The organism is Pseudomonas syringae group sp. 26L6, assembly GCF_032587815.1.
GTDB lineage: Bacteria > Pseudomonadota > Gammaproteobacteria > Pseudomonadales > Pseudomonadaceae > Aquipseudomonas > Aquipseudomonas amygdali.
Window position 1 is genome coordinate 404,780 of the sequence record NZ_JAWHPJ010000053.1, and the last position, 19,245, is coordinate 424,024.

Genomic DNA, 19,245 nt, shown 5'->3' on the forward strand with positions numbered 1-19,245 from the left:
ATACGCTTTGACGATTTCTCCTTGTATCACTGAGCCGGTTGCTCAGTTCGTCTGGCATTATGTTGAAGGACGACTATTTCCTATCACGTTGATCGTGGGCAACAACTGGGTTACGGCTACGGACTTGAACACCTACATAGTCAACGCGGATGAGCCAGCCACGTACGATCAAGTCAAAGCCATGTTGATTGAGGCCGGTGGCATAGGACAGTGGCACTCAGGCAAATAGGAAGTGAAAGTCGCTATACCCACGAGCCCGCCCAGCGCGGGCTAAATCAGTAGAAGCGCCGGGTAGGCCGTTAGCCCTGCTTATCGGGACTGGTGAGGTGTTCGCATTGACTCTTAACGCTTTCCCTGCCGACCAGTAATCTGTTTGAGGAAAATACATGAATGAGAAAGACATTTTCGCCAATACGGCTGACTCATCAGCTGATAGCCATCCAACGATGATTGTTTCTGCCGCACTGGATTCAAGTGACATTGAGCGGCAGTACGCACCAGACGGTAATGTTAATTTCGCGCTTCACCGCGACAAAGATCACCCTGCTACGTTGCGTCGTGCGCGTCAGCGTATTGAGGCGTTGGCTAAGGCTGGCGATCGGGAGGTGATGCTCCAGGATGCGGCAATTGCTGACGGCTGGTTCGGTGCACTGCACGTCGAAGGTCTACTCGGCAAAGAGCAATACGAAAAGCTTGACGGAGAGCTGAGACAGGCAATTTCAGAGTGGGACGAGGTGCCGGACTAGCTTACCGACGCGGCAATGTCAGTATCGGTTAACGCCACGTGCTTGCTTACGGAAGCTAGTCAGAGCGAGAAGTCATCCCGTCTCACTGCCCACGCTCAGGTGATTTACGCCGATGCGGGGGCTTAGACGCCCAATTAACTCGGGAAAAAAACTATGACCGAATGCCAGTTCCACAATAACTGCGGCGTCTACTGCGAGACACCTGAGCAGGTCGCATTCAATCTTTGCGAAAATTGCCTGGACGCCAAGCAGATGCATGAGGTGGTAAGCCTCCGCACTGCTGCGATTGTCGACGCTGCCACCGAGCTGCTGGACGTGCTTGATGCAGCAGCTAACGTGGATGAGCCAAGCCCCGAGCAGCGAGAGTGGATGGAGCGCTTGCGCACAGCGTTGGCGGCTTGAATGACGAACACACCAGATGCTATAGGAATGGTCTGTTTCAGTTCCCAAGGCATTCGTCGGAAGGTTGATTTCACAGGGAAAGTTGGTTGAATATGGAGATATATAGGTCTATAAATGATGTCAGAACGACATGTTGAGTTTATTTTAATGGGTGACGTATGACTATCAACGCTCAGAAAAACGGAGGGGTGGCTATGCGTATAGGGCACATTCTCGGCCGTGGCGTTGGTAAAATGCTGCGCTCTGAAAGATCTCTTTGGGCTGCTCTTGAGCGAACTGGGGCACCAACTCTGCTTGTTGCTCCGGTTAAGTGGTTTGCGCGAGCTGCTGCAATTGCAGCAGCTTTCATCCTCGCGGCTTGGGGACTTGTATACGCTGCAGGCATTTTCGCAGTTGCTGCGATTGCGTTTGGACTGGTTAGCGGCGGTGCAGGTGATAGAACCAGGTCAGGAGTGTTGCAGTCAAAATCCTCTCAAACTGAGCTGCAGGATGGTTTAGAGGGGTATGGTCTTTACGTTGATGGTGTACGCGTAGACTGAGTGCCGCGTTGATCGATTGTTGCAATCAACGCGGATCGACCGGTGAGCTTAGATCTTTCCTTTAGCGATCCCCATCGCTACGTCAGCACCTTTCCCTCCAGCTTCTTTCGCTCCGTTTGTTCCGATCGTTAGGCCACTCATCAGCGAGCCCAGTTGCATTCCGCTCCAGCCTAACGCTAGCACCCAAAAGCTGGGTAGTACTATGAACATCGCACCCATTACGAAGTCCAGCAGCAAGTCACCTTGAGCATTGCTGGCACCGAACACCGGGTCAAAATTTGTATGCGGGACGTTGCTTCCTATCCCATTTCCGTAAAGTGCGTCGAGAATTGTGCTGTCAACCCACCTGGCCAGCTGGAACCAGAAGTCGACAAAGATCAAAGCGAACGCAGCAAAAGTTATGGTCATAACGACCTTCAGGTCAAACATCCCGATCAAAAGCACAAACGGTATGCAGATGATGAGAGCCATCTTCAGGAAGGCCATCACCATGGGCGCTGCTTGCCTGACGCTGTCCATCGCTGGGTACATGACGAGAGACCCTGCAGCCTGACCGATTGTGGCTGTGAGACGAGTGACGTCATTTAGCACCGATCCTCCTACCTGGCCACCGTAGTCGGAATACACCTGCCCTTGGGTCAGTTGCTGTTTCCTGGGAGAGACCAGGTCGCGGATGACGGAGTCATTCACCTCTGTCTGGGTCATGAATTGTGCCCACTGAGCTAGCTTGCTCAGCAGATCTGGGCTGACTTGTTCCAGTAGCCTGGCTCTCAGACCAACGCTCCCATCAGACCACCATTGTGTACATGTAGGAAATCCACCCCCTCCGGTCGTTTGTGGCAAGCCAGCGTCGCGTGTTGAGTCGTACGGCCATTTGGTCCGTGGAGTGTGGGAGCGAAAACCAGAGAAACCATCGCCGTAGTATCCGGATGCCTGAAGGAAGAATTGCGAGCCAATCCAGTTGACGTCGTTCAGTTGGTCTTTGCTAAGGGTGGGTTGGGTCATGAAAAGCTTCGCGCGTGCTCGAGCGTAGCAATCGTTTGTGAAGTCAGCGACCTCTTGGGCGAGAAGCGGATCGTTGATCCTGGCCTTGTTAACATCCATCCGGACCTGTTGCAGATCCACGCCACAGGGAATGCCTGCGACTGATGCTGCAGTCGCAGCCTTGGACATCGCGTGCACAAATAGCCACCAGATTGGCACAGTAGCGCTTTTGCCGTTGAGCGTGCTGAACGATGTTTCCCACCCTGTGTCGGTCGGATTGGGTATCGAGTACTGGCATTGGTCTGAGCGGCTTCGGTCGAACTGGATGGTATCAATGCTGACGTTTACCAGAGGCATGCAAGCCAGGATGATGACTAAGATTGCCGTATAGAACCGGTTTTCTACTCGGGCCAACGAGAGGACTCCCTTGTTGCCCTCATCAGCTCCCTCACCGCGGGCTCTGAGCCATTCGCTGATGACAATGGCGGCGAAGGGGGCTGCGAATAATCCGCTGTCCTCGATCATGTTCCAGATGCCGCCGTTTATGAGCCATCCAACAAGAGTCAGGTAATACTCAAGGTAGTCATTCGTGTGCAAGATCATGGCAGGTCAACTCCCGCTACAGTGGCGGCGCGGCGAAGCTCGAAAAGGAGAACGACGAAGATGGCCATGACCTCGCAGCGCCGAAGTCCCGAGGGGAATAGATTTGTGTCTGATGCTCGCTGTTTGAGGGTGCGCCTGAGCCTGTACCAGCCGAGCCCTATCGCTGCGTAAAGCGACAACCGCCAGACCAGCATGTAGTTGTAGTGCGCTTTTTGCCATTCCCTGAACTGCTCAATATCTCCAAAGAAATGCGCGATGGCTGTCATGAAAATCACAGCCAGAACAATGGTCAGCAAGACCGGCCAGGTGAGTGACACTAGCGCTTTCGCGCCCCTACGTAGCCATCCCTTGGCAACCGGCAATGAGCTCATGGTCAGTTACCTTTAGAAGGATTCTGCAGCTGATCGAGGCGGTCGGGCGTTGGATCGCCTTGAAATATGCCTTTGGAGCTGTCTTTCCGGCTCTGAGCCCTCTGTAGAATGGCTGTCGGTGAGTTGCTGGCCAAGCTGCGACGCATATCCAGCTCGGTCTTCAGGTTGTCAATTTCCTGTTGCAGGCTGCTGTTTTGCTGACTGACCGCCTGCAGGGCCACATCGTTGGCGGCAATGTTCGGCTCTTTGCTGCCGGTAAACATGGTGCGCTGAAGCAGTAGTGCCTTGCCGAGAACCTCAGATAAAGCGACCTCTGAAGCAAGACGTTTTGCGAGAATATCCTGGTCATGCTCAGTCCTGAGTGCCTCGACCACTCCACGGGTGACAGGCAGAGAATCGCTGCTCGCTGCAGTCAAGTTTTCTGAAGTGAGGGACTTGCTGCCCGAGATCAATTCCTGCAGGGTCTTGAGCTTGGAGTCGTAGGATTCCTGGATGAGAGGAGTGAGCCCGACGCCGGCGGTGGAGGTTGTTTTGGTACAGTCCTCACAAGTGCGTTGTTGTTGCTCTCCCAGTACACGATTGGCGAACGTGGTGGCTGCCTGAGGCGAGGACCAGGTGGAACACACCATGCCGTTGTTGCAGGCCGACGGACTAATGGACGATGTATCGGCGGCGCCGCGTCCGTTCAGCAAGTTGTATCCCGCACGAGTAACGTCACCTACGACCTTGATAGGTTGCTGGCCAGATCCGCCGGCCTTATTTCCTCCGAGCCAGGTGATACCGTCATTCCCTCCCTGCTTTTCGACCTGTGCAACGGCTGAGACAGCATCTGTGTTCCCGTTTTTCACCGCCTGACTCATAGCCTGGCCCTCGGCGATCTTGTTCCAGCCCATCTGTCCTCCAGCGACATCGAGCATCTTGTCAGCAATGGCACGACAAGTGCCTTTGGAGCGGTCGAAGTCAAGACGACCCTGCAGAATGCCGTTGGTGAGCAGGTTGTACAAAGCCGGGTTAGCCCGCTGGATAATCAGTCCTGGTAGTGATGAAACGGCGCTGGTAGCGTTCGAGATCATCGACCCCATGATCGTCTGAAATCCGGAAGTTGCTCCATTCAACTGATTCTGGAGCGTGTTATTCATACTCATGTTTCCGCAGACCAGGTTGCTGTTCCAACCTCCGCCGATGCTGATGCTATCCATATTCCCCGCCGTACCCATCGTCACAGCGTTGCCGCCTCCAACGCTGTAGAGCACGTCGTCACCGATCACGCTGCCCGATGAGCTTGCATTGATTCCCGGGATTTCGGCGAGAGCAGTATGGGCTGTCAGGGTGCTCATGAATGCAATAGTCAGAAAGGCAGCGCGGCGCATAGTTGAAGTCCTCTTGATCATCATTGAAAGTCCGTACTGCCAAGAAAGGTTTGTCCTTCCCGCTTGCAGCAGGAATACGGGCGCCATAACGCCCAGGCGTAGCCACCATCTGTTGCCTGCACACGGGGCTGGGAGTTTGGAAATACCGCGCAGCTTTGACTGAGGGTCGGCGTGAGCTCTTGCCACTTACCGGTGGTGGCGTCGGTCTCGATCAATTCTCCTGCCGGCCAGTAGCCTGGTTGCGGCTGTGCCAGAAGCGGTTGATAGACATGAACCTGACCGCTGCGAGTGACCACGTCACCTGCACGCTGCGCGATCACGGATGCCGCCTTGTAATCGTCGGCTTGATGGATAAAACCACTGCGAGGGTAGACGCTTCCCCACATGTCCCCCGACGTCAGACCACCCACCTCTCGACGTCCGGGAATCAGTGCTTCTGGATACACTGATTCTGGAACGCCGTAACGCCAGGCGACAGTGTCCAAAGTGCTCAGCAGGTAGGGCATGTAGGGCGTGGCAGCACCCTGGCAGGCATAGCCCGAGGCGCTGGCAAACTTACTGAATGTTGCTCCTCCGGGGTGGCCTATGACGTCAGCGTTTTTGAATTTAGCCAGGCTATCTTCGTTGTTGTGATTGGTGGTTCCGTCACCGCCATCTTGGGCGTACGAAGTTGATGAGCTTAACGAAGAGACCTCAACCCACGGGTTTTCACCGGTATTCGAGTAGCTTGAGACCACGGCGTCTGGAACGAAGTGACGAACCTTGGTCGACGTCTTTACCTTGCATCCAAACGGGGTGCAGAGCAGCCAGTAGCAGATTCCAACCACCTTGTACTCCAGGCAGTCAGGCGACAGGGTTGAGGCGACCAGGGTGGCAGATGTCACCGTGCCCGCTGCTGCCGGCCAGGTTGAGATCGACAAGGCCAAGGCTGCCCACGCTGGAGGCTTTCGCAGGTTCATCGCGGGGCATCTCCCTGGCCAGATGCGTTCTGATGATTGGCGGCGGCGCGCCACTGGGCAATGCGATTTTCAGCCGCTGTAGCGTTGGTTTCCCCGTACACAACAAACTTGCGGTCGACCACCACTGCAGGCACCTTCGTTACCCCCATGCTCCAAGCGTCTACGAGGTCTTGTTGAGCTAAAGCCAGATCTCGTTGCAAGCGCTGCGCATCGCTGCTCTTGAGGCGTTGCTGCATGATTGCGATGGATTGTTGCTGATTAGCCGGTAGTCCTTCAGAGAGCTTGGCCTCAAGCCTTTCTGATTCGTCCAGGAGGATCAACCGGACACGTGCCGGTGCCTGGACTGGGTGGTTCCGGTCAGTAACGATCCACGTCTCTGCGTTAACGAAGGGGACCTGAATGGCCGCAATCAAGATCAGGAAGGTCATGCGGTTCTTGCAGCTGAAGCGATAGGGGCTGGAGGGGGGCATTAGGCATTACCTGCAGGTGGTGTCAGGTACAGAAAACGCGATTAATGAACTGTCGTCTGTAGGAAACCGTTATCGGGACGGTTGGGGTTTGATGGCGCCTGCGAGGGCCGAGCGGCCGCCATCGAGCAGCAGGCGCGGTAGTGTTTAGGTAAACAGCACTGCAAGCGGGCCTGTAATCTTAATGGAGATGTTTTGTGGTGGCGTATAGGTCCAGACACCTCCGCAATCGCCGTGCTTAAGATTTCCGATTACGGTAAAGTTGCTGGTCCATTGTTTGTCTGGAGTTTCGATGTCGCAGCTCAAAGAGTCAGGGTTGATCCCAGGCAAGGTCACGTCTCAGCACTTCGACGTGCTGCTGTCGTTTACCGGAATCAGAGGGAAGATGCTTGAGGCAGCGCTGCGTGCGCATTTCGTCGACGGCCTGTCTCAGCGGGATGCAATCCAACAGACTGGCGTGAATCAGAGCTTGCTGTCTCGGAAGGCTGCAGCGTTACAGGTCATGAGTGGGCGTCTTGAGGATGCATCAAAGTATTACCGATAACGGAAATAAAAAGCTTCCAGAGTATTTCCGAATACGGTAATGTGTCCTCATTCAATCGAATCACTGGGGGCAGCAAGTGAGTTCCAAGCCGAATAAAATCAAGCGTCCTGCACTAGAGCACATACTCTGTCACCTATCGCTGGAAGTGGCATTTGAAGTTGCTCATGCACGCTGGCCGGGCGTGAAGTTGGGGTACATCGGTACTGACCGCAAGACCTTCCAGCATTACTTTCAGGAATGGGGCAACAACGAGCCCTTCATTCTTTGAGCAAATATCGTCCATCTACACCACTAGCCCTGCCATCAAAAGCGGGGCAGAGGCCGTAGAAGGATGCCCCTTTGGCATCCAACTCCTTGAAGGGCTGACCCGATGCCTCTACCGAAACGCAAAAACATGACCCTGCGTGAGCAGGAAACCGCTGCTAAGGCCCAGTGCCACGACTGGAACACCACGCACCCTGAAGGGGCGGCCGTATTTTACGAGGAGCTGTTGGGCTCTGGTGAAAAAATCAAGACCAAAACCCGCGGCAAGGCATACGTCATGTGCTGCGAGCCGGTTATCATGGTGGAGGATGTTTCGGGTGCTGTATCCCTTGACCACTGCACTGTTGTTGCAGGGCACGCAGTTGCATAGGAAAAGACCTTATCGCACTCAGTACCTACCGCCGGCCTGGCTGCCGCTCAGCTTCACTCCAAGCCTCGCTTCGTGCGGGGCCTGGCCGGTAGAAACACAAGACTTTTACACCAAAAAGACAGAAGGAACGTCTTATGAAATTAGCATTGACTCAATTGATTGCGGTTTTGGCTTCAATAGGTCTGGGGGAAGCAGGGCAGCGCACTGCAGATCTGGCATACACCGAGGCAGGTATTATCGCTCTGCTCTTGGGAACAATTCTGATGATGGCAGCCTTTGCGCGCGAGGTCTTTGAAGTGCTGCGTGAAAAGTCATTGGTATGATACGCAGGACTGCCTATCAACGATTCGGCTGTCGATAGCCCCACTCAGAGCGGAAAATAGACGATGAAAGACATTGACCCGATTGCCCAAATCTTGGAACGGGCCCGTCAGCGCATCGAGCAGGTGGCCATAGCTGGCGACCGTGAGGTGATGTTCCACAGTGCGGCTGAAGCTCAGGGTTGGATAGGGGCTTTGCAGGCAGAGAATTTGCTGGGTAATGAGCAATGCGAAATGCTTGATGCAGAATTGAAAGTGGCCGTTTCAAAGTGGGATGGTGGTCCAGAGTAAGTAATCTGGACCGACTATTGCCGCAAGGTCCTATCCGAACAGGAAATTCAGGCATGACCAATCTCTATGAAGCCTTGCGCGCAACTGCCAATAAGTGGCGAAAGATCAACCAGGATCACCGTGGCGGCATAGTGATGATCTGGCAAGGCACTGTGTACGGTTGGAAGGATTCATTGCGCGACGCGAGCCATGAGCGCCCAGGTGTATTCGCAGTGGATGAAACTGGCCACATTTTCATCGCCGCTGGAGGTGATGACTATAATGGTGCAAAAGGCTGGGTGGCGGCTGACCTGGACAAACAGTAGGGTGATACGATGAAAACGTTTCTGCTTTATTTAGTGCTCATTTTTGGGGGGACGGCTGCTGTCGTGGCCGGTGCGGTAGCATTGGGGTATGACTCGTTTAGCGCAATGACCGGCTGGGACAATACAGGGACCCCGGAGCTTGTATTCTTGGCCATCTGCGCTGTATTTGCGGTTGTATGCATAGTACAAGTTCGGAAACTCAACAAGCTCTATGGCCGGCGTTGAAACCCATCGAGTATAGGCCGGCGCTACCCGTAAGGTAGGCCGGACGTTTTCAAGCCGCCATCGCACTTGCCGGACTGGCAGTTCTGTGCAGCTTCGTTATCAACTTTCCTACAGCGGCCGCTATCGCTTCGAAAGCGGTATAGATGACAGATTGGCCCAGTATTTCGTGGCCTGTGGTGTTGGATACTCCTTCAACGATCTCAACCGGTATGGTTTTGACGCGAGCATGTTCGCTTACCGTCAGAAGCCTGCTGAGCGCCGGGTTTCTTGGGTGTCGAATAAATGGTTCTGTCGATCTTGCCTTCGCGTACCCACGCCCAATACAACCGCATGAGGTTGCTTCAGGTGTCAGTAGTTGCCTGCGAAAGCCCTTGCCGCTGGCGATATCGCGCTCCTCTTTACGTCCCAGGTAGTCATAGCACTTCCAGCTTTCATCAGTTTCTGGCACAGCGTCCATGAGATCCTTGAGTGAGCGCTCTTTTGTGCGAAGAGGGGTGATCTGATCCAGTGTCAAAGGCTCAAAAGCCCCCTCCGTGTATGCAACCAAAGCCATCCTGGACCTGCTTTCGAATGCCCCGAACACTGCTCCGTCGAGGATGCACTCGAACAGCCGGTAGCCCAATGACTTCAACACAGATCTGATCACTTCCATCGAAGTGCTGGTCTGGTAATCAGGTACATTTTCGACGATTGCCATGACTGGGTTGGAGTACCGGACAAAGTCCAGAAAGTCTATGAATAACGAGCCTGCGGACGGATGTTGTTCGGCTGAACTGAGTTTGTTTTTGGCCTTGCCTGCACGGGAGGCTCCAGTACAAGGAATGCCCGCAACAACCAAGTCACATTCCGGGGTACCCGTGCCGCGTTGCACGTCCCGAACATCTGCACAGATTGCGAATGAAGTGTCTCGCCAAAGCATCGGGTTGTTGCGCAAGCTGGCGTCCAGGTACTGATCTTCAACCTCAATACCAATCCTGACAAAAGTATCAATTCCAGAGCGTGCCAGGCCGGCGTGTATCGCACGATCCAGCACGCCTCCACCGTGGAACAGACTGCATACCGCCAGTGGTTCTTGTGCATCGAGCTTGCGCTTCAGTCGCGCCAGGCGCTCTTCAATCCTCTTGTCATTGTCGAGGGGGGTGATGACGATCCTTCCCAAACGAATGACAACTCGGACTTTCTCTGCGGTCTTGAACAAGCTTCTGAGTAGGGCTGTCCGGATCTCGATGAGAGGCGTCGTGATTCCATTTTTAACCCGCCTGGAGACCGTGACATCGCCTGTGTTGAGCTCTGGTGATGTGGCAGGCACGAGTTCCAGCCTGGTCTGTCCTTCTGGGCGGATGAGTGAAAAGCGAGTTCCTATTTCGATGCCGGCATTCAATAGTTTTTGGCCCTCAAGCCAAATACGTGGGACGCCGCGGGCTTCCCCAATTTTAGGGGTGATGAGCAGTGAGAAGGTATTCATGTAGGGTTCTCGAAACGGGAACCCGGCCCAATGGGAGGATTCCCATTGGGTAGATGAAGTGAGGAGTGTGCAGCCACCAACGTCAGTTGGCTGCTCGCGCTTCCGGTTGCTTTGCGAGCTTTGGGGACGTTCACGCAGCTAGCTGCGTCGAGGCCACTAGTAGGTAGCCCTCATTACGGGTTTGAAGCTGAAGTTACATATCCAGGTTCTTACAAGTTCGCCAGTTGTGTCAATGGGAGAAATTGACACATGAGGCTGGAGGAGGGCATCGCGCTTTATCGACTGTATCGAGTTAGTAGTTTCGCAGGAGTTTTATCAGGAGGTATCAAACCACCTGCAGGTATGGAATGTCCTGCCAATCTGCGTGGAACATCCAGTATCTGAACTCTTCGATGCTTTGACCACTTCTTGATTGGAGGTTGGCCAACCGTCCCGTCAAACGCTGGCACTGCGCCGGCTGATCCTCGTTATCTGGATCTTCCTCGCGCCACTCCAACACGTAGTCACTATTGAAGCTGTCGGGATCGAACACCTTGTATACGTGCGATCTGTGCGCCCAGTTAAGGTAATCATGATCGCGCCATCCATGGGGCAGTCGCATTGCGAAATCGCGACTGTCTGTGATTCCATAATAGTCGGGGTAGTTGCAGTCGCCGTTCCAGACGAAGCTCCAGTACACCCTACCTAAGACCGGGTGGCATGAGCTGACCAATACCTCGCTTTTAAAGACGTTTGCATTCACTGGTGATCCCCAGCGGTCGGCCTCGAAGCCAGCCAGTCCATTGCGGAGAGCAGCACGTCACCGTCAGGTGCTCCCTGCAGCTTGATCGAGCGGCCAGATTGTTTGTCCTTGATGACCAGCGTAGGGGTGGCTGTGATGCCGTCCTGGCTCGCCTTGTGAGCCTGGCTAATGACGGCCTGTTGCACAGACGGGTTACTCGCAGCGCAGTTATCAATGAAGTGCTGTCGATCTTCGAGGCCAGGGATCTGCGGATTGCCAGCAGTTCCAGCACCGTTCGACCGAGTACGCTGATAAATGAGCTCGACTGCGAGCCAAAAAGCGTCATTGCCTCTCTCAATCCCCGCGCACTCAGCCCACCGAGCCTCATAGCTCGCTGCAGGCTCATGCATAGGTAGGGGCAGATGGTGCCACTGAAGATTCACGTCTGGATGCTGATCAACCCAGGCTTTGAGATGTGGGAAGTAATCCTTGCAGTAGGGGCATTCCAGATCTGCATATTCGACGATGGTGAAACGGGCGCCACGGCTCCCGTATACCCATCCGCCACTATGTCTCTTCTGATCGGCTGCCGGCGCCACGGGGTCACCTGTGACGCCAGGCTGATACTGCATCACCTCGGTCAGCAGAAAAGGTGAGATAGCCAAGGCGACCGCACCGATGCAGTAGAGGATTTTCCGGCGCGTCGGTCGCTTCATGCGGAGGCCTCTTTGTCGAGAAGCTGTTTTGCCAGCAGCTCCTGATCCAGCAGCGTCAGAAGAGCTTTCTGGGCGCTTTCGGGCTGAGGGTGATGCTCAAGCCACTGGTCCAGAGCTTTGTGCAGTTGGGATTGGATCTCTCGACGATCAACCGCTACATGTTTGACGACTTGTAGGTGCTCGATCAGTACCGGCGCGCAGATCTTCAATGCAATCAGGGATTCTTCCTGCGGGTTCGTAAGAATTTGAGTCAGACTGTCGATCAGATTTTGAGTCAGGGCATCCATGGCTCTCATGCCAGGTTCTCCAATGCACGGGGTGTTGGGAATGTAATGTTCAGGGGCTCAATACCTCGTTTCCGGTCGAGATCTGCAGCTACTTCCAGGGCAGCTCCCAACTCGTCGACACCCATGGACTGCATCAGGTCGTAACGCTGTTTTTTCTCTTCAGGCTCGGTCATGGCCAATGCCAGGTACAGGCTCGGCGGAACAGCGCGAAACAGGACTTCCATCGATTTCGAAAGAACCACGCCTTCGGTGTATTTACCGCTCTCTTTGCGTGCTGACAGCATCAAGCCCTTCTGTGCAGGTGTGAGCTCACGGAAACGGGAGATCTTCTCCACTTCGTCAGGCGGCATGTTCAAGCAGATCCACCACTCGATCATGTTGAGCATTGGTGCAGTTGAGGGAGGAAAGTCATCCATGTTCTGTGTTGCCAGCCAGAACCAGGCCCCGAGCTTTCGCCACATTTTGGTGATCTTCATAATGTAAGGGGCGAGGAGGGGGTTTTTGGTAATGATGTGGCCTTCGTCTGTCACGTTGACCAGAGGACGGCCCTTGTACTGATCACGCTCCGCTATGTTGTTCACGGTGTTGATCAGCGAGATGTAAGCGATCGACAACTGGGCGTTGTAACCCTCACGTGCGTAGGTGGCCAAGTCGACGATGGTCAGATCTGCCTCAGGCCAAGGCGTACCGGTACGGTTGAACATCTCCCCGTCGGCGCCCATGCAAAACATGTCCATGGCTTCGGCCATTTCAAGCATCCGATTGCGTCTGCCCTCCGGGATGGAGGTGTCTTCCCCGGCCGCGCGCAACGCATTACGGACATCTTCCGTCAGGACGGTGCGATCGGCGTCGGAGCAAATTCTGGCCGCTGCAAGGATGCACTGTCGGATTACGCTGCGGTCAGCCCGGGTCAGCCGAGCTTCCTCTTTTTCCTCACCGCCGGTGATCATCAAACGGGCTACGATTTCCATCTCGCCGAGGACATCCCGTTCATCATCGTCTTCATCGGGCTTGGCATTCATGTCCTCGTCAGAGCTCTCTAAGTCATCAGCGTCCAAGGTCTTGACCTGGCTCGGTGTGTTTACCAAGCGAATAGCGTCGGCGAACGGAGCCAGGCTAACGCCTGAGTTCGGGGCCAGCTTGATCCTGTTGACTGTCAACCCAAGCTTTTTCGCGAAATCCCCGAGTAGACCGAAACTGTTACCCGCCTCGACGATGAACAGGCGGGGAGCGTAAACCGCAATGAGCTGGTTGAGCAGGTTATTCAACGTGGCGGACTTACCTGCCCCTGTGGGGCCGAACAGAAACATGTGGGCATTCATCTGACGATCCAGCTTGTTGAATGGATCAAATGTCAGTGGAGCCCCACCACGGTTGAATAGCGTGATGCCAGGATGCCCGGTACCACTGGAGCGACCCCACACAGGGCACAGGTTTGCAACATGCTGGGCGAGCATCATCTGCACGTACCAGTCCATGGCTCGCTTTTGATTTACGTCGAAGTTCCCGGGAAGCCAACGGAGGTAGCTGTTGAGTGGGGCCACCTCGTCGTCAGATGCTACGGGTTCCATACCGGCACCCAGCAATGCGTTGGTCAACTGCATGCTGCGCGCGGTGAGCTGTGCTTCGTCATTTCCCTTGAGGTAAAAGGCGATGCTGCCTCGGTACAGCTTGTGCTCACGACCGATCAGTTTCCTGGCATCGTTTACCGCTTCGCGGGTCAGTAGTGAAGCTTGGTTGTCACCCACCGACTTGCGTGCCAGCTTCTCAAGATGAGCCTCCAGCACGTCCTGAGGGGTGATGACCAGGGTGATGGCCAACACAGTGTCCTCAGGCAACTTGTCGAACAGGGCATGCAAGGCATCACCGCCTTTACGTGTTTCGCCAGTCAGGTGGCCGGTCTTCGGGGCTTCGCGCAGCCGATCCAGCATGATGACTCTGTGAGGCTGGCCATCGAAGTACCACAAGCCTTTTTGACTGTCGGATTTTGGCTCTCGATAAAAGAGTCCCTGTGCGAAGTCGTCGCCAGTGACCAGTGGGAGATCCTCGCCGGCATCCTCTGTGCGTTTGTTCACCAGTTGAAAGAAGCGATCAAAGTCTTTGAGCGTCGTTCCCAGGTGATCGGGGTGAGGGTTGAACCACTGCAGGAGCCAGTGTCGGATGTCGTAACCGTCCATCCGTTTGCTTTTAATGCCGGCGTTGGCCAGACCTCCAGTGAAGCGCTGACAAATGTTGTCCAGGTGCATGGCAGGGGTTTGGCCACGGAACGCTGCATCACCGACTACCCGGCGATACACGACTACCCGCACTCGGCGCTGCTGGCCACGCCAAGGCAATTTTGAAACTGTGGTGTCTTCAAAAAGACCACCAGGTTTGGCGATTGCATCGAGGTGATGCTTGAACAGATCCAGATACAGCTCCGAGAACGGGCTGCCTTTAGCCTGTGGTCGGATGTATTCACGCAGGTTCCGAAGGTAGTCATCCCAGCTGGTTTCGTCCTTCGCGTAGAACTGCACAACCCAAGGTGAGGTATCGAGCTCGTCAAAACTATTTTGCAGCGCGTTCTCCAGGGCATCGCGCACCTTGCGAAGCCATTCGGGATCACGGCCTTCAGTGCCGATCGGAGTCAGTTCGAAGAATGCTGCCAAGGATTTGCCATCCTCAAGCAGCATCGCTTGCTCCGCTGGCAGGTACTCAATCCATGGAAGGAGGTCTACAAAGCTCGGCTTGACGTCGTACAGCGCGGCGACGTCGCCAACCGTGGCAGGCTTCTGCTTCGGGTTTCTCCAATCGCCAGGCGCGGGTATGCCCTGATCCTCAAGTCGCTTTAGGTAACGCTCAAGTGCCGCATCCACATCGTTTTGATCTGAGGCTTTCAAATCCTCAACCAGATCATCTTCAGGCTGTTCAAGTTCGACCGCTGCAGGCTCGCTCAGCAGAGGGTCGCCCGCTATATCCGTCTGCGTAGCTGAATTGAGGGACGCGCGGCTTTTGAGCCGTTGAAAAAGAGTCATCAGTAGTCCTCAACCCGCTCGCCAGGCATGGCGTACTGCACACGCTGATAGAGCGGGAAAACAGTGGTGTAGCCAGGGACTGGTGCTGGATCGGAGCCCGCAAGGTGCGGAAACACGTACATGACAAGATCCGGATTGGGTAGTCGTTTGAACTGGCTGTAGATCTCGTTTTGAGCGGTACGGGTGTAGGCCGCGCTGTCCTGCAAGGGCTGGGTAGCACGTACATCGATTGGACGGCGCAACTCCGAGCGCGCATCGAGCAACTGCCGGCCACTAGCGCTTCCCGCCGAACCGGTCGTTCCTTGGTTCCAAACGTCCATCATGGTGTTTTGACCATGCGGCAGCATTTGCTCTTTGTTTGTCGAGCATCCAGCCAGCAAGCCCGCCGTGAGAAGGCAATACATCAGCGCGCTGCGCGCTGAGCCCAAGTGATCAATCCAGGTTGGCATTGGCATGGTTCGCTCCTGAGGCGTACTTGACCTTGCGGCCTTTGAGTTCGTAGTCAATTTCCAGCTCTTGATCGATGTGCAGTGAGACTTGCGCACCAGGCAGGACATAAATGGCCGCGAACGCTTGTCCGTAGAGTTTGTTAACCCAGCTCGAAACGTCCGTGACTCCTTGGGTCAGGATCTTCCCCATCGCCTCGTTACCAGACAAACCGGTGCTACCAAGCGTCCCAGAAGCGTTCGAGACGTATGAGGAGGTGCTTCCCTCGGTCTTGATCAACGATGCTGCTCCAGCGCCTGCTGCGGTGATGAGGGCTTGTGAACCGATGTACTGCTGCGCATTGCTGCGTCGCTCGCCCGCAATACATGGAATGCCGTATGGATCACTGATCCAGCCAAGGCCACCCTGGATGGGTTGTTGGTCTCCAGAGTTGTTCTGGTTGTTGTTCTGTTGATTGCCACCCTGAACCGGTGCCGGCAACGTGCGGACAGTGCCGTCGGTAAACACGAAGGTCAGACTTTTGATCTGCCCCCGCACGCATGAGAGGGTCCAGTCGCCGGACGCTGTACCGCTGGCCACCGCACCGGCTACGTCAGGAAGGTCGATGCCATTGGCAGTCAGGTTGTCCGGACCGATCAGCACCTTGAACGGGTAGGGGTCATTAACCGTCCCGTCAACAGGAACCCGGCCGATCAACGCGGACATGGCCACCGAGCCCATCAACGTCGAGTTTTGAGGGAGGGTGTAGGCACGTCTTACCTTCTTACGCTCCTGTTGCTGGCCACCCATGTCATCGCGGACAGACTGAGCACCTGTCGTGAGCGCTTTCTGTCCTCGGTCTACGGACTCGCCGAAGGCTGTAGGAAAGCTGTAGGCGCTCGCGGGGACGCTATTGCCGGCAGTGATCGGTTTGCCATTGCTATCCAGGGCCGTCGCGTCCTGTGGATCGATCCACACGATGTCTGAACCGTTTGTTTCCGATTTGAACTGTTGGCCATCACCAGGCTGAACACCTAACCCAATCGGTAAATCCGAATTGGAATTATTGTTTTGTCCCATTCGGGTCAGTTCATCCATCTGTTTGCGCAAGCCCTCCAACACGCTCTGCTGTTGCTGCTGACTATCCAGCTTGAACTGTTCCTGGGCGTTTTTAAGGCGCTGGTCGACTGTCTGATCAATGTTTGCCAGTCGTTGTTTGAGGGTCTCGTTATCCTGTTTGACCGCAGTGTTCTGTGCGATGACGTCGGTGATCTGTTGCTTGAGCTCGCGTCCTTCAGCGACGACCGTGCGCAGCGTATCGCTCGGCGTGTCGCCTTCCACACCCAGGGCTTTGGCTTGCTCAGCCGTCAGTTTTGGAGCAGGGGTTTCGGTACTTGGTGCGGGGGCACTTCCCAGTGATTTGATGCCGACGAAAATCACAAGCAGGAGGAATGGAATCACCAGGTACTTGAGCAGCGGATTACCTTTCATGCTTCGCTCCTTGCGCTGCACGCGGATCTGCTTGGGTCGCCGAGAATACGGCCGCCTGTGTCAGCCCGTGTCCCCGCGTGACCAGGTACAAGGTCGTGGTGTCACTGGCATCGCCGCGTGATCCAAGATAAGGATGTTGGAACGCTGCAGTGACGAATTCACCCATGAGCTCTCGAGGATCAAGCGTGATCCGCTGCGCCGTCTGATTCTGCAGCTTCACGGCAGTCACCCAAAAATCATCCAGACGCCATGCGCCTAAGGGTGTGGACTTCACAGGTAGAGTGGGAAGCAAGGTCGCCAGATCAAGGCTGCGCTCAACCTTCACCTGGGCGATGCCGTCTACAGGCTCAACGGTGCGCAACGGCGCATAGAGCATCTGGGCTGCATAGCGGGTGAGGACGACTGGGACGGGCGTTTCTCGCTTGACTACTTCCTCTGGTTCATCGTCTTCATCGCTTGAACGGCTGGTTGAGTCCGAGTTCTTCGTAGTGGCCTTGGCTGAGCGTGCTGTAGCAGCCCCTCCATAGCGTGCTGATGATGTTTCACCTTCGACTATCTTCACCGGCTCGAGCGGCGTTTGATCCGTAGATGCCTCTGTAGCAGCGATGTCGACCAGAATGATCTCACCGGTCTTGGCGTTCTGCAGCTGAAGTCGAGTTGGCTCTATTGCTTCCTTCGCATATAGGTAGATCGCGCCCCCCGTACTCTGCACCCGCAGCTTTTCAGTCAGCGAACGCGGGAGTCCAACACGAACATTCTGATCAACGAAGACGATGCGTTCCTGATTGATGCGCAGTGGAATAGCCAGTGGCAACCGCTCCCAGCGGAGAATCTCGACCGCCGAGGCGATTTGGGCGTTGCCAGCCAACACCGCCAGTAATGTCGAGCATGTGATTACTCGCAAAACATTCATTTGAAGACTCCTTTCGACGGAGTTGCCGGAGCTTCAACATTGCCTTCGATGCGTTGTGGTGCGCCGTTGTAGCAGTCCCAAGCCAAACCGAAGGGATTGGTTTCAGGGTCGACGTCCATACGTACAACGTGGAGTGGATATCTCGCGAGGGCACGCTTGACCAACTGCCCGCCGTAATACTCGTCTGCTGTTATATCGAGCGTCACAGTCCAATCGTCGATAGAGTTGGTCACCGTCCTGATCTCTGGCGAATCTCCATAGCCTCGACCTGGAATTTCGTACACGCCCCGGACGCGCTTGCGTAGCTCACCGCTAGACCTGCGCAGTTCAAAATCACTCTGCAGGTAATGCTTGCAAGATGGCGTGATGTAAGCATCCAGACGGGTGATATTTGCCTGGTAATCCTGCTCGCCGTCGACAGGCCACCGGTTCATCTGCTGAAAGATGTACAGGCCGAATGTGTATACAGATTGGGGAGGGACATCCCACCACATTCGCGTGCTTCCAGACCGCAGATCTGGCGGAACGTGAACGGTCAATTGCTTCGGCGCACTCCACCAGCCGAAACCAAGGCCTGCTGCCACCAGCGCGATCAAGACAATCGCTATCCTCAAGCTGTTGATGTGGGCACGTTGGGAGTCGGCCAATTTCAAGAAACGGCTCATTGTTGCTCGCTCCGGCGGCAAGTCCAGTTGCCCGATCGAAGGACCAGGTTGGCTTTGTTGAATGAGGTCGGGCCGAGCATTGCCGTCTGCAGCTGCAACCTGCGGTAGAGCCATGTCTCCGGTCTACCGCGTTTGAGGCGTCGCAAGACCCGAGATGCGATGAGCAGTCCCAATACTCCTCCTATCAGAGCGCACACCACCGGCATTGATGGTGTGATGATGAAGGCCAGCGGCAGACCAATCACAAAGCCTATGCCGCTGCAGCCGAATACGGTCGCCCACATCTCATCCGCCGTAAGGCCACCAATCACCACGGGCTGATTGTTCAAGCGACTGGGCAGAAAACGCAGGGTGCCGTCTTCATGCTGATCTTGCTGGAGCTCAGTCATGGAAGCCTCTAGGACTCAAAGAATGTTGGTAGCGGTGGTGACCAGGTAGATCGTGACGCCGATCAAGCAAACACCGACTACAGCGGTACTGCCCAGGTCAGCCCATTTGGCTTTGCCCATATGGATCTCGTGGTAGACGCCCAGCGCATGTCGCCCCACCAAAATGATCCCGAATGCGCACATACATAGACCCAGCAGCGTGAAGCCGTCGAAGGCATAGTTTTGGAAGGTCTGCAGAAAGCTGGTCCCAGTGCCGCGTGTGGGGGCTTGTGCGCCCGGTAGAGCCGCGAAACTAGTGCCAGGTGTGGCAGCCGTCAGCAGGACCGAAAAAAGCCGGCGTTTCAAAAAGGCACGTGCCTGAGTGAACAATGAATACAGCGTCATCTTTATCTCCTTGG

Annotated in this window: 25 protein-coding genes; 9 read left to right on the forward strand and 16 right to left on the reverse strand. The window is 55.2% G+C overall.

All coding sequences use genetic code 11. The features are described 5' to 3' along the window. The first annotated feature begins 386 nt into the window (after window positions 1-386). The 3 genes from RYA97_RS22080 to RYA97_RS22090 all read left to right on the forward strand — a co-directional run bounded on the left by RYA97_RS22080 (window position 387) and on the right by RYA97_RS22090 (window position 1,687). Window positions 387-746: a hypothetical protein gene (locus RYA97_RS22080; protein ID WP_017682857.1), complete on the forward strand. Its 360-nt coding sequence runs from the start codon at window positions 387-389 to the stop codon at window positions 744-746. A gap of 153 nt (window positions 747-899) precedes the next feature. Continuing rightward, entirely contained in the window at window positions 900-1,148 is a 249-nt protein-coding gene (locus RYA97_RS22085) for a hypothetical protein (RefSeq protein WP_017682858.1), read from the forward strand. A 158-nt stretch (window positions 1,149-1,306) separates the two neighbouring features. Continuing rightward, window positions 1,307-1,687: a DUF3742 family protein gene (locus tag RYA97_RS22090; RefSeq protein ID WP_017682859.1), complete on the forward strand. Its 381-nt coding sequence runs from the start codon at window positions 1,307-1,309 to the stop codon at window positions 1,685-1,687. 48 nt (window positions 1,688-1,735) lie between these two features. Here RYA97_RS22090 and RYA97_RS22095 read toward each other — a convergent pair whose 3' ends face one another. The 5 genes from RYA97_RS22095 to RYA97_RS22115 are packed head-to-tail and all read right to left on the reverse strand — an operon-like array spanning window position 1,736 to window position 6,444. Beyond that, on the reverse strand, window positions 1,736-3,274 hold the full coding sequence (locus RYA97_RS22095; RefSeq protein WP_017682860.1) for a conjugal transfer protein TraG N-terminal domain-containing protein: 1,539 nt from the start codon (window positions 3,272-3,274) through the stop codon (window positions 1,736-1,738). Next, window positions 3,271-3,645 (reverse strand): hypothetical protein, encoded by a 375-nt coding sequence (locus RYA97_RS22100; protein WP_083181168.1) that lies wholly within the window; start codon window positions 3,643-3,645, stop codon window positions 3,271-3,273. The genes RYA97_RS22095 and RYA97_RS22100 overlap by 4 nt, the downstream gene beginning before the upstream one ends. A gap of 2 nt (window positions 3,646-3,647) precedes the next feature. Next, window positions 3,648-5,039, reverse strand: coding sequence for an integrating conjugative element protein (locus RYA97_RS22105; RefSeq protein WP_167377827.1), 1,392 nt, complete (start codon window positions 5,037-5,039; stop codon window positions 3,648-3,650). Further along, complete coding sequence (locus tag RYA97_RS22110) at window positions 5,036-5,974, reverse strand: TIGR03756 family integrating conjugative element protein (protein WP_024960184.1); 939 nt, start codon at window positions 5,972-5,974, stop codon at window positions 5,036-5,038. The genes RYA97_RS22105 and RYA97_RS22110 overlap by 4 nt, the downstream gene beginning before the upstream one ends. Then, window positions 5,971-6,444, reverse strand: a complete 474-nt coding sequence (locus RYA97_RS22115; protein WP_080337793.1) for a TIGR03757 family integrating conjugative element protein — start codon at window positions 6,442-6,444, stop codon at window positions 5,971-5,973. The genes RYA97_RS22110 and RYA97_RS22115 overlap by 4 nt, the downstream gene beginning before the upstream one ends. 289 nt (window positions 6,445-6,733) lie before the next feature. Here RYA97_RS22115 and RYA97_RS22120 point away from each other — a divergent pair, with 289 nt between their 5' ends. The 6 genes from RYA97_RS22120 (at window position 6,734) to RYA97_RS22145 (ending at window position 8,535) form a co-directional block, all read left to right on the forward strand. After that, the gene (locus tag RYA97_RS22120) at window positions 6,734-6,985 is read left to right on the forward strand and encodes a PapB/FocB family fimbrial expression transcriptional regulator (RefSeq protein WP_005783306.1); all 252 of its coding nucleotides are present in this window, start codon (window positions 6,734-6,736) and stop codon (window positions 6,983-6,985) included. Between the two features lie 76 nt (window positions 6,986-7,061). After that, window positions 7,062-7,253 carry a hypothetical protein gene (locus RYA97_RS22125; RefSeq protein ID WP_085741151.1) on the forward strand — a complete coding sequence of 64 codons (192 nt, stop codon included), beginning with the start codon at window positions 7,062-7,064 and terminating at the stop codon, window positions 7,251-7,253. 102 nt (window positions 7,254-7,355) lie between these two features. Beyond that, a complete protein-coding gene (locus RYA97_RS22130; protein ID WP_003317483.1) occupies window positions 7,356-7,619 on the forward strand; it encodes a hypothetical protein in 264 nt (87 codons plus the stop codon). Between the two features lie 134 nt (window positions 7,620-7,753). Further along, window positions 7,754-7,942: a hypothetical protein gene (locus RYA97_RS22135; RefSeq protein ID WP_003317484.1), complete on the forward strand. Its 189-nt coding sequence runs from the start codon at window positions 7,754-7,756 to the stop codon at window positions 7,940-7,942. A 63-nt stretch (window positions 7,943-8,005) separates the two neighbouring features. Next, a complete protein-coding gene (locus RYA97_RS22140) occupies window positions 8,006-8,230 on the forward strand; it encodes a hypothetical protein (RefSeq protein WP_083181167.1) in 225 nt (74 codons plus the stop codon). Between the two features lie 53 nt (window positions 8,231-8,283). Further along, a complete protein-coding gene (locus RYA97_RS22145) occupies window positions 8,284-8,535 on the forward strand; it encodes a hypothetical protein (RefSeq protein ID WP_003317487.1) in 252 nt (83 codons plus the stop codon). A gap of 274 nt (window positions 8,536-8,809) precedes the next feature. Here the strand turns inward: RYA97_RS22145 and RYA97_RS22150 are convergent, their stop codons facing one another. From RYA97_RS22150 to RYA97_RS22200, 11 genes are all read right to left on the reverse strand, one after another. Continuing rightward, window positions 8,810-10,225 carry a DNA cytosine methyltransferase gene (locus RYA97_RS22150; RefSeq protein ID WP_020342650.1) on the reverse strand — a complete coding sequence of 472 codons (1,416 nt, stop codon included), beginning with the start codon at window positions 10,223-10,225 and terminating at the stop codon, window positions 8,810-8,812. A 325-nt stretch (window positions 10,226-10,550) separates the two neighbouring features. Continuing rightward, on the reverse strand, window positions 10,551-10,967 hold the full coding sequence (locus RYA97_RS22155; protein ID WP_179155688.1) for a hypothetical protein: 417 nt from the start codon (window positions 10,965-10,967) through the stop codon (window positions 10,551-10,553). Next, the gene (locus RYA97_RS22160) at window positions 10,964-11,662 is read right to left on the reverse strand and encodes a DsbA family protein (protein ID WP_085741152.1); all 699 of its coding nucleotides are present in this window, start codon (window positions 11,660-11,662) and stop codon (window positions 10,964-10,966) included. The genes RYA97_RS22155 and RYA97_RS22160 overlap by 4 nt, the downstream gene beginning before the upstream one ends. Beyond that, window positions 11,659-11,958, reverse strand: a complete 300-nt coding sequence (locus RYA97_RS22165) for a hypothetical protein (RefSeq protein WP_020342652.1) — start codon at window positions 11,956-11,958, stop codon at window positions 11,659-11,661. The genes RYA97_RS22160 and RYA97_RS22165 overlap by 4 nt, the downstream gene beginning before the upstream one ends. After that, on the reverse strand, window positions 11,955-14,963 hold the full coding sequence (locus RYA97_RS22170) for a conjugative transfer ATPase (protein ID WP_020342653.1): 3,009 nt from the start codon (window positions 14,961-14,963) through the stop codon (window positions 11,955-11,957). The genes RYA97_RS22165 and RYA97_RS22170 overlap by 4 nt, the downstream gene beginning before the upstream one ends. Next, the gene (locus RYA97_RS22175; RefSeq protein ID WP_003425120.1) at window positions 14,963-15,418 is read right to left on the reverse strand and encodes a TIGR03751 family conjugal transfer lipoprotein; all 456 of its coding nucleotides are present in this window, start codon (window positions 15,416-15,418) and stop codon (window positions 14,963-14,965) included. The genes RYA97_RS22170 and RYA97_RS22175 overlap by 1 nt, the downstream gene beginning before the upstream one ends. Continuing rightward, window positions 15,396-16,880, reverse strand: coding sequence for a TIGR03752 family integrating conjugative element protein (locus RYA97_RS22180; RefSeq protein ID WP_003425118.1), 1,485 nt, complete (start codon window positions 16,878-16,880; stop codon window positions 15,396-15,398). The genes RYA97_RS22175 and RYA97_RS22180 overlap by 23 nt, the downstream gene beginning before the upstream one ends. Next, the gene (locus tag RYA97_RS22185; protein ID WP_085741153.1) at window positions 16,870-17,793 is read right to left on the reverse strand and encodes a TIGR03749 family integrating conjugative element protein; all 924 of its coding nucleotides are present in this window, start codon (window positions 17,791-17,793) and stop codon (window positions 16,870-16,872) included. The genes RYA97_RS22180 and RYA97_RS22185 overlap by 11 nt, the downstream gene beginning before the upstream one ends. Beyond that, window positions 17,790-18,458, reverse strand: coding sequence for a PFL_4703 family integrating conjugative element protein (locus RYA97_RS22190; protein WP_024960171.1), 669 nt, complete (start codon window positions 18,456-18,458; stop codon window positions 17,790-17,792). The genes RYA97_RS22185 and RYA97_RS22190 overlap by 4 nt, the downstream gene beginning before the upstream one ends. Beyond that, window positions 18,455-18,847, reverse strand: coding sequence for a TIGR03750 family conjugal transfer protein (locus RYA97_RS22195; RefSeq protein WP_074845322.1), 393 nt, complete (start codon window positions 18,845-18,847; stop codon window positions 18,455-18,457). The genes RYA97_RS22190 and RYA97_RS22195 overlap by 4 nt, the downstream gene beginning before the upstream one ends. A gap of 15 nt (window positions 18,848-18,862) precedes the next feature. Further along, complete coding sequence (locus RYA97_RS22200; protein WP_085741154.1) at window positions 18,863-19,231, reverse strand: TIGR03745 family integrating conjugative element membrane protein; 369 nt, start codon at window positions 19,229-19,231, stop codon at window positions 18,863-18,865. Window positions 19,232-19,245: the final 14 nt, after the last annotated feature.

Excerpts from the sequence above, each read along its gene's own strand:
- RYA97_RS22190 (WP_024960171.1), bottom strand. The coding sequence starts at position 18,458 with ATGAGCCGTTTCTTGAAATTGGCCGACTCCCAACGTGCCCACATCAAC.
- RYA97_RS22115 (WP_080337793.1), bottom strand. The coding sequence starts at position 6,444 with ATGCCCCCCTCCAGCCCCTATCGCTTCAGCTGCAAGAACCGCATGACC.
- RYA97_RS22135 (WP_003317484.1), top strand. The coding sequence starts at position 7,754 with ATGAAATTAGCATTGACTCAATTGATTGCGGTTTTGGCTTCAATAGGT.
- RYA97_RS22140 (WP_083181167.1), top strand. The coding sequence starts at position 8,006 with ATGAAAGACATTGACCCGATTGCCCAAATCTTGGAACGGGCCCGTCAG.
- RYA97_RS22080 (WP_017682857.1), top strand. The coding sequence starts at position 387 with ATGAATGAGAAAGACATTTTCGCCAATACGGCTGACTCATCAGCTGAT.
- RYA97_RS22185 (WP_085741153.1), bottom strand. The coding sequence starts at position 17,793 with ATGAATGTTTTGCGAGTAATCACATGCTCGACATTACTGGCGGTGTTG.
- RYA97_RS22145 (WP_003317487.1), top strand. The coding sequence starts at position 8,284 with ATGACCAATCTCTATGAAGCCTTGCGCGCAACTGCCAATAAGTGGCGA.
- RYA97_RS22100 (WP_083181168.1), bottom strand. The coding sequence starts at position 3,645 with ATGAGCTCATTGCCGGTTGCCAAGGGATGGCTACGTAGGGGCGCGAAA.
- RYA97_RS22200 (WP_085741154.1), bottom strand. The coding sequence starts at position 19,231 with ATGACGCTGTATTCATTGTTCACTCAGGCACGTGCCTTTTTGAAACGC.
- RYA97_RS22195 (WP_074845322.1), bottom strand. The coding sequence starts at position 18,847 with ATGACTGAGCTCCAGCAAGATCAGCATGAAGACGGCACCCTGCGTTTT.
- RYA97_RS22165 (WP_020342652.1), bottom strand. The coding sequence starts at position 11,958 with ATGAGAGCCATGGATGCCCTGACTCAAAATCTGATCGACAGTCTGACT.
- RYA97_RS22105 (WP_167377827.1), bottom strand. The coding sequence starts at position 5,039 with ATGATGATCAAGAGGACTTCAACTATGCGCCGCGCTGCCTTTCTGACT.
- RYA97_RS22095 (WP_017682860.1), bottom strand. The coding sequence starts at position 3,274 with ATGATCTTGCACACGAATGACTACCTTGAGTATTACCTGACTCTTGTT.
- RYA97_RS22085 (WP_017682858.1), top strand. The coding sequence starts at position 900 with ATGACCGAATGCCAGTTCCACAATAACTGCGGCGTCTACTGCGAGACA.
- RYA97_RS22110 (WP_024960184.1), bottom strand. The coding sequence starts at position 5,974 with ATGAACCTGCGAAAGCCTCCAGCGTGGGCAGCCTTGGCCTTGTCGATC.
- RYA97_RS22150 (WP_020342650.1), bottom strand. The coding sequence starts at position 10,225 with ATGAATACCTTCTCACTGCTCATCACCCCTAAAATTGGGGAAGCCCGC.
- RYA97_RS22090 (WP_017682859.1), top strand. The coding sequence starts at position 1,307 with ATGACTATCAACGCTCAGAAAAACGGAGGGGTGGCTATGCGTATAGGG.
- RYA97_RS22175 (WP_003425120.1), bottom strand. The coding sequence starts at position 15,418 with ATGCCAATGCCAACCTGGATTGATCACTTGGGCTCAGCGCGCAGCGCG.
- RYA97_RS22180 (WP_003425118.1), bottom strand. The coding sequence starts at position 16,880 with ATGAAAGGTAATCCGCTGCTCAAGTACCTGGTGATTCCATTCCTCCTG.
- RYA97_RS22130 (WP_003317483.1), top strand. The coding sequence starts at position 7,356 with ATGCCTCTACCGAAACGCAAAAACATGACCCTGCGTGAGCAGGAAACC.
- RYA97_RS22170 (WP_020342653.1), bottom strand. The coding sequence starts at position 14,963 with ATGACTCTTTTTCAACGGCTCAAAAGCCGCGCGTCCCTCAATTCAGCT.
- RYA97_RS22160 (WP_085741152.1), bottom strand. The coding sequence starts at position 11,662 with ATGAAGCGACCGACGCGCCGGAAAATCCTCTACTGCATCGGTGCGGTC.
- RYA97_RS22120 (WP_005783306.1), top strand. The coding sequence starts at position 6,734 with ATGTCGCAGCTCAAAGAGTCAGGGTTGATCCCAGGCAAGGTCACGTCT.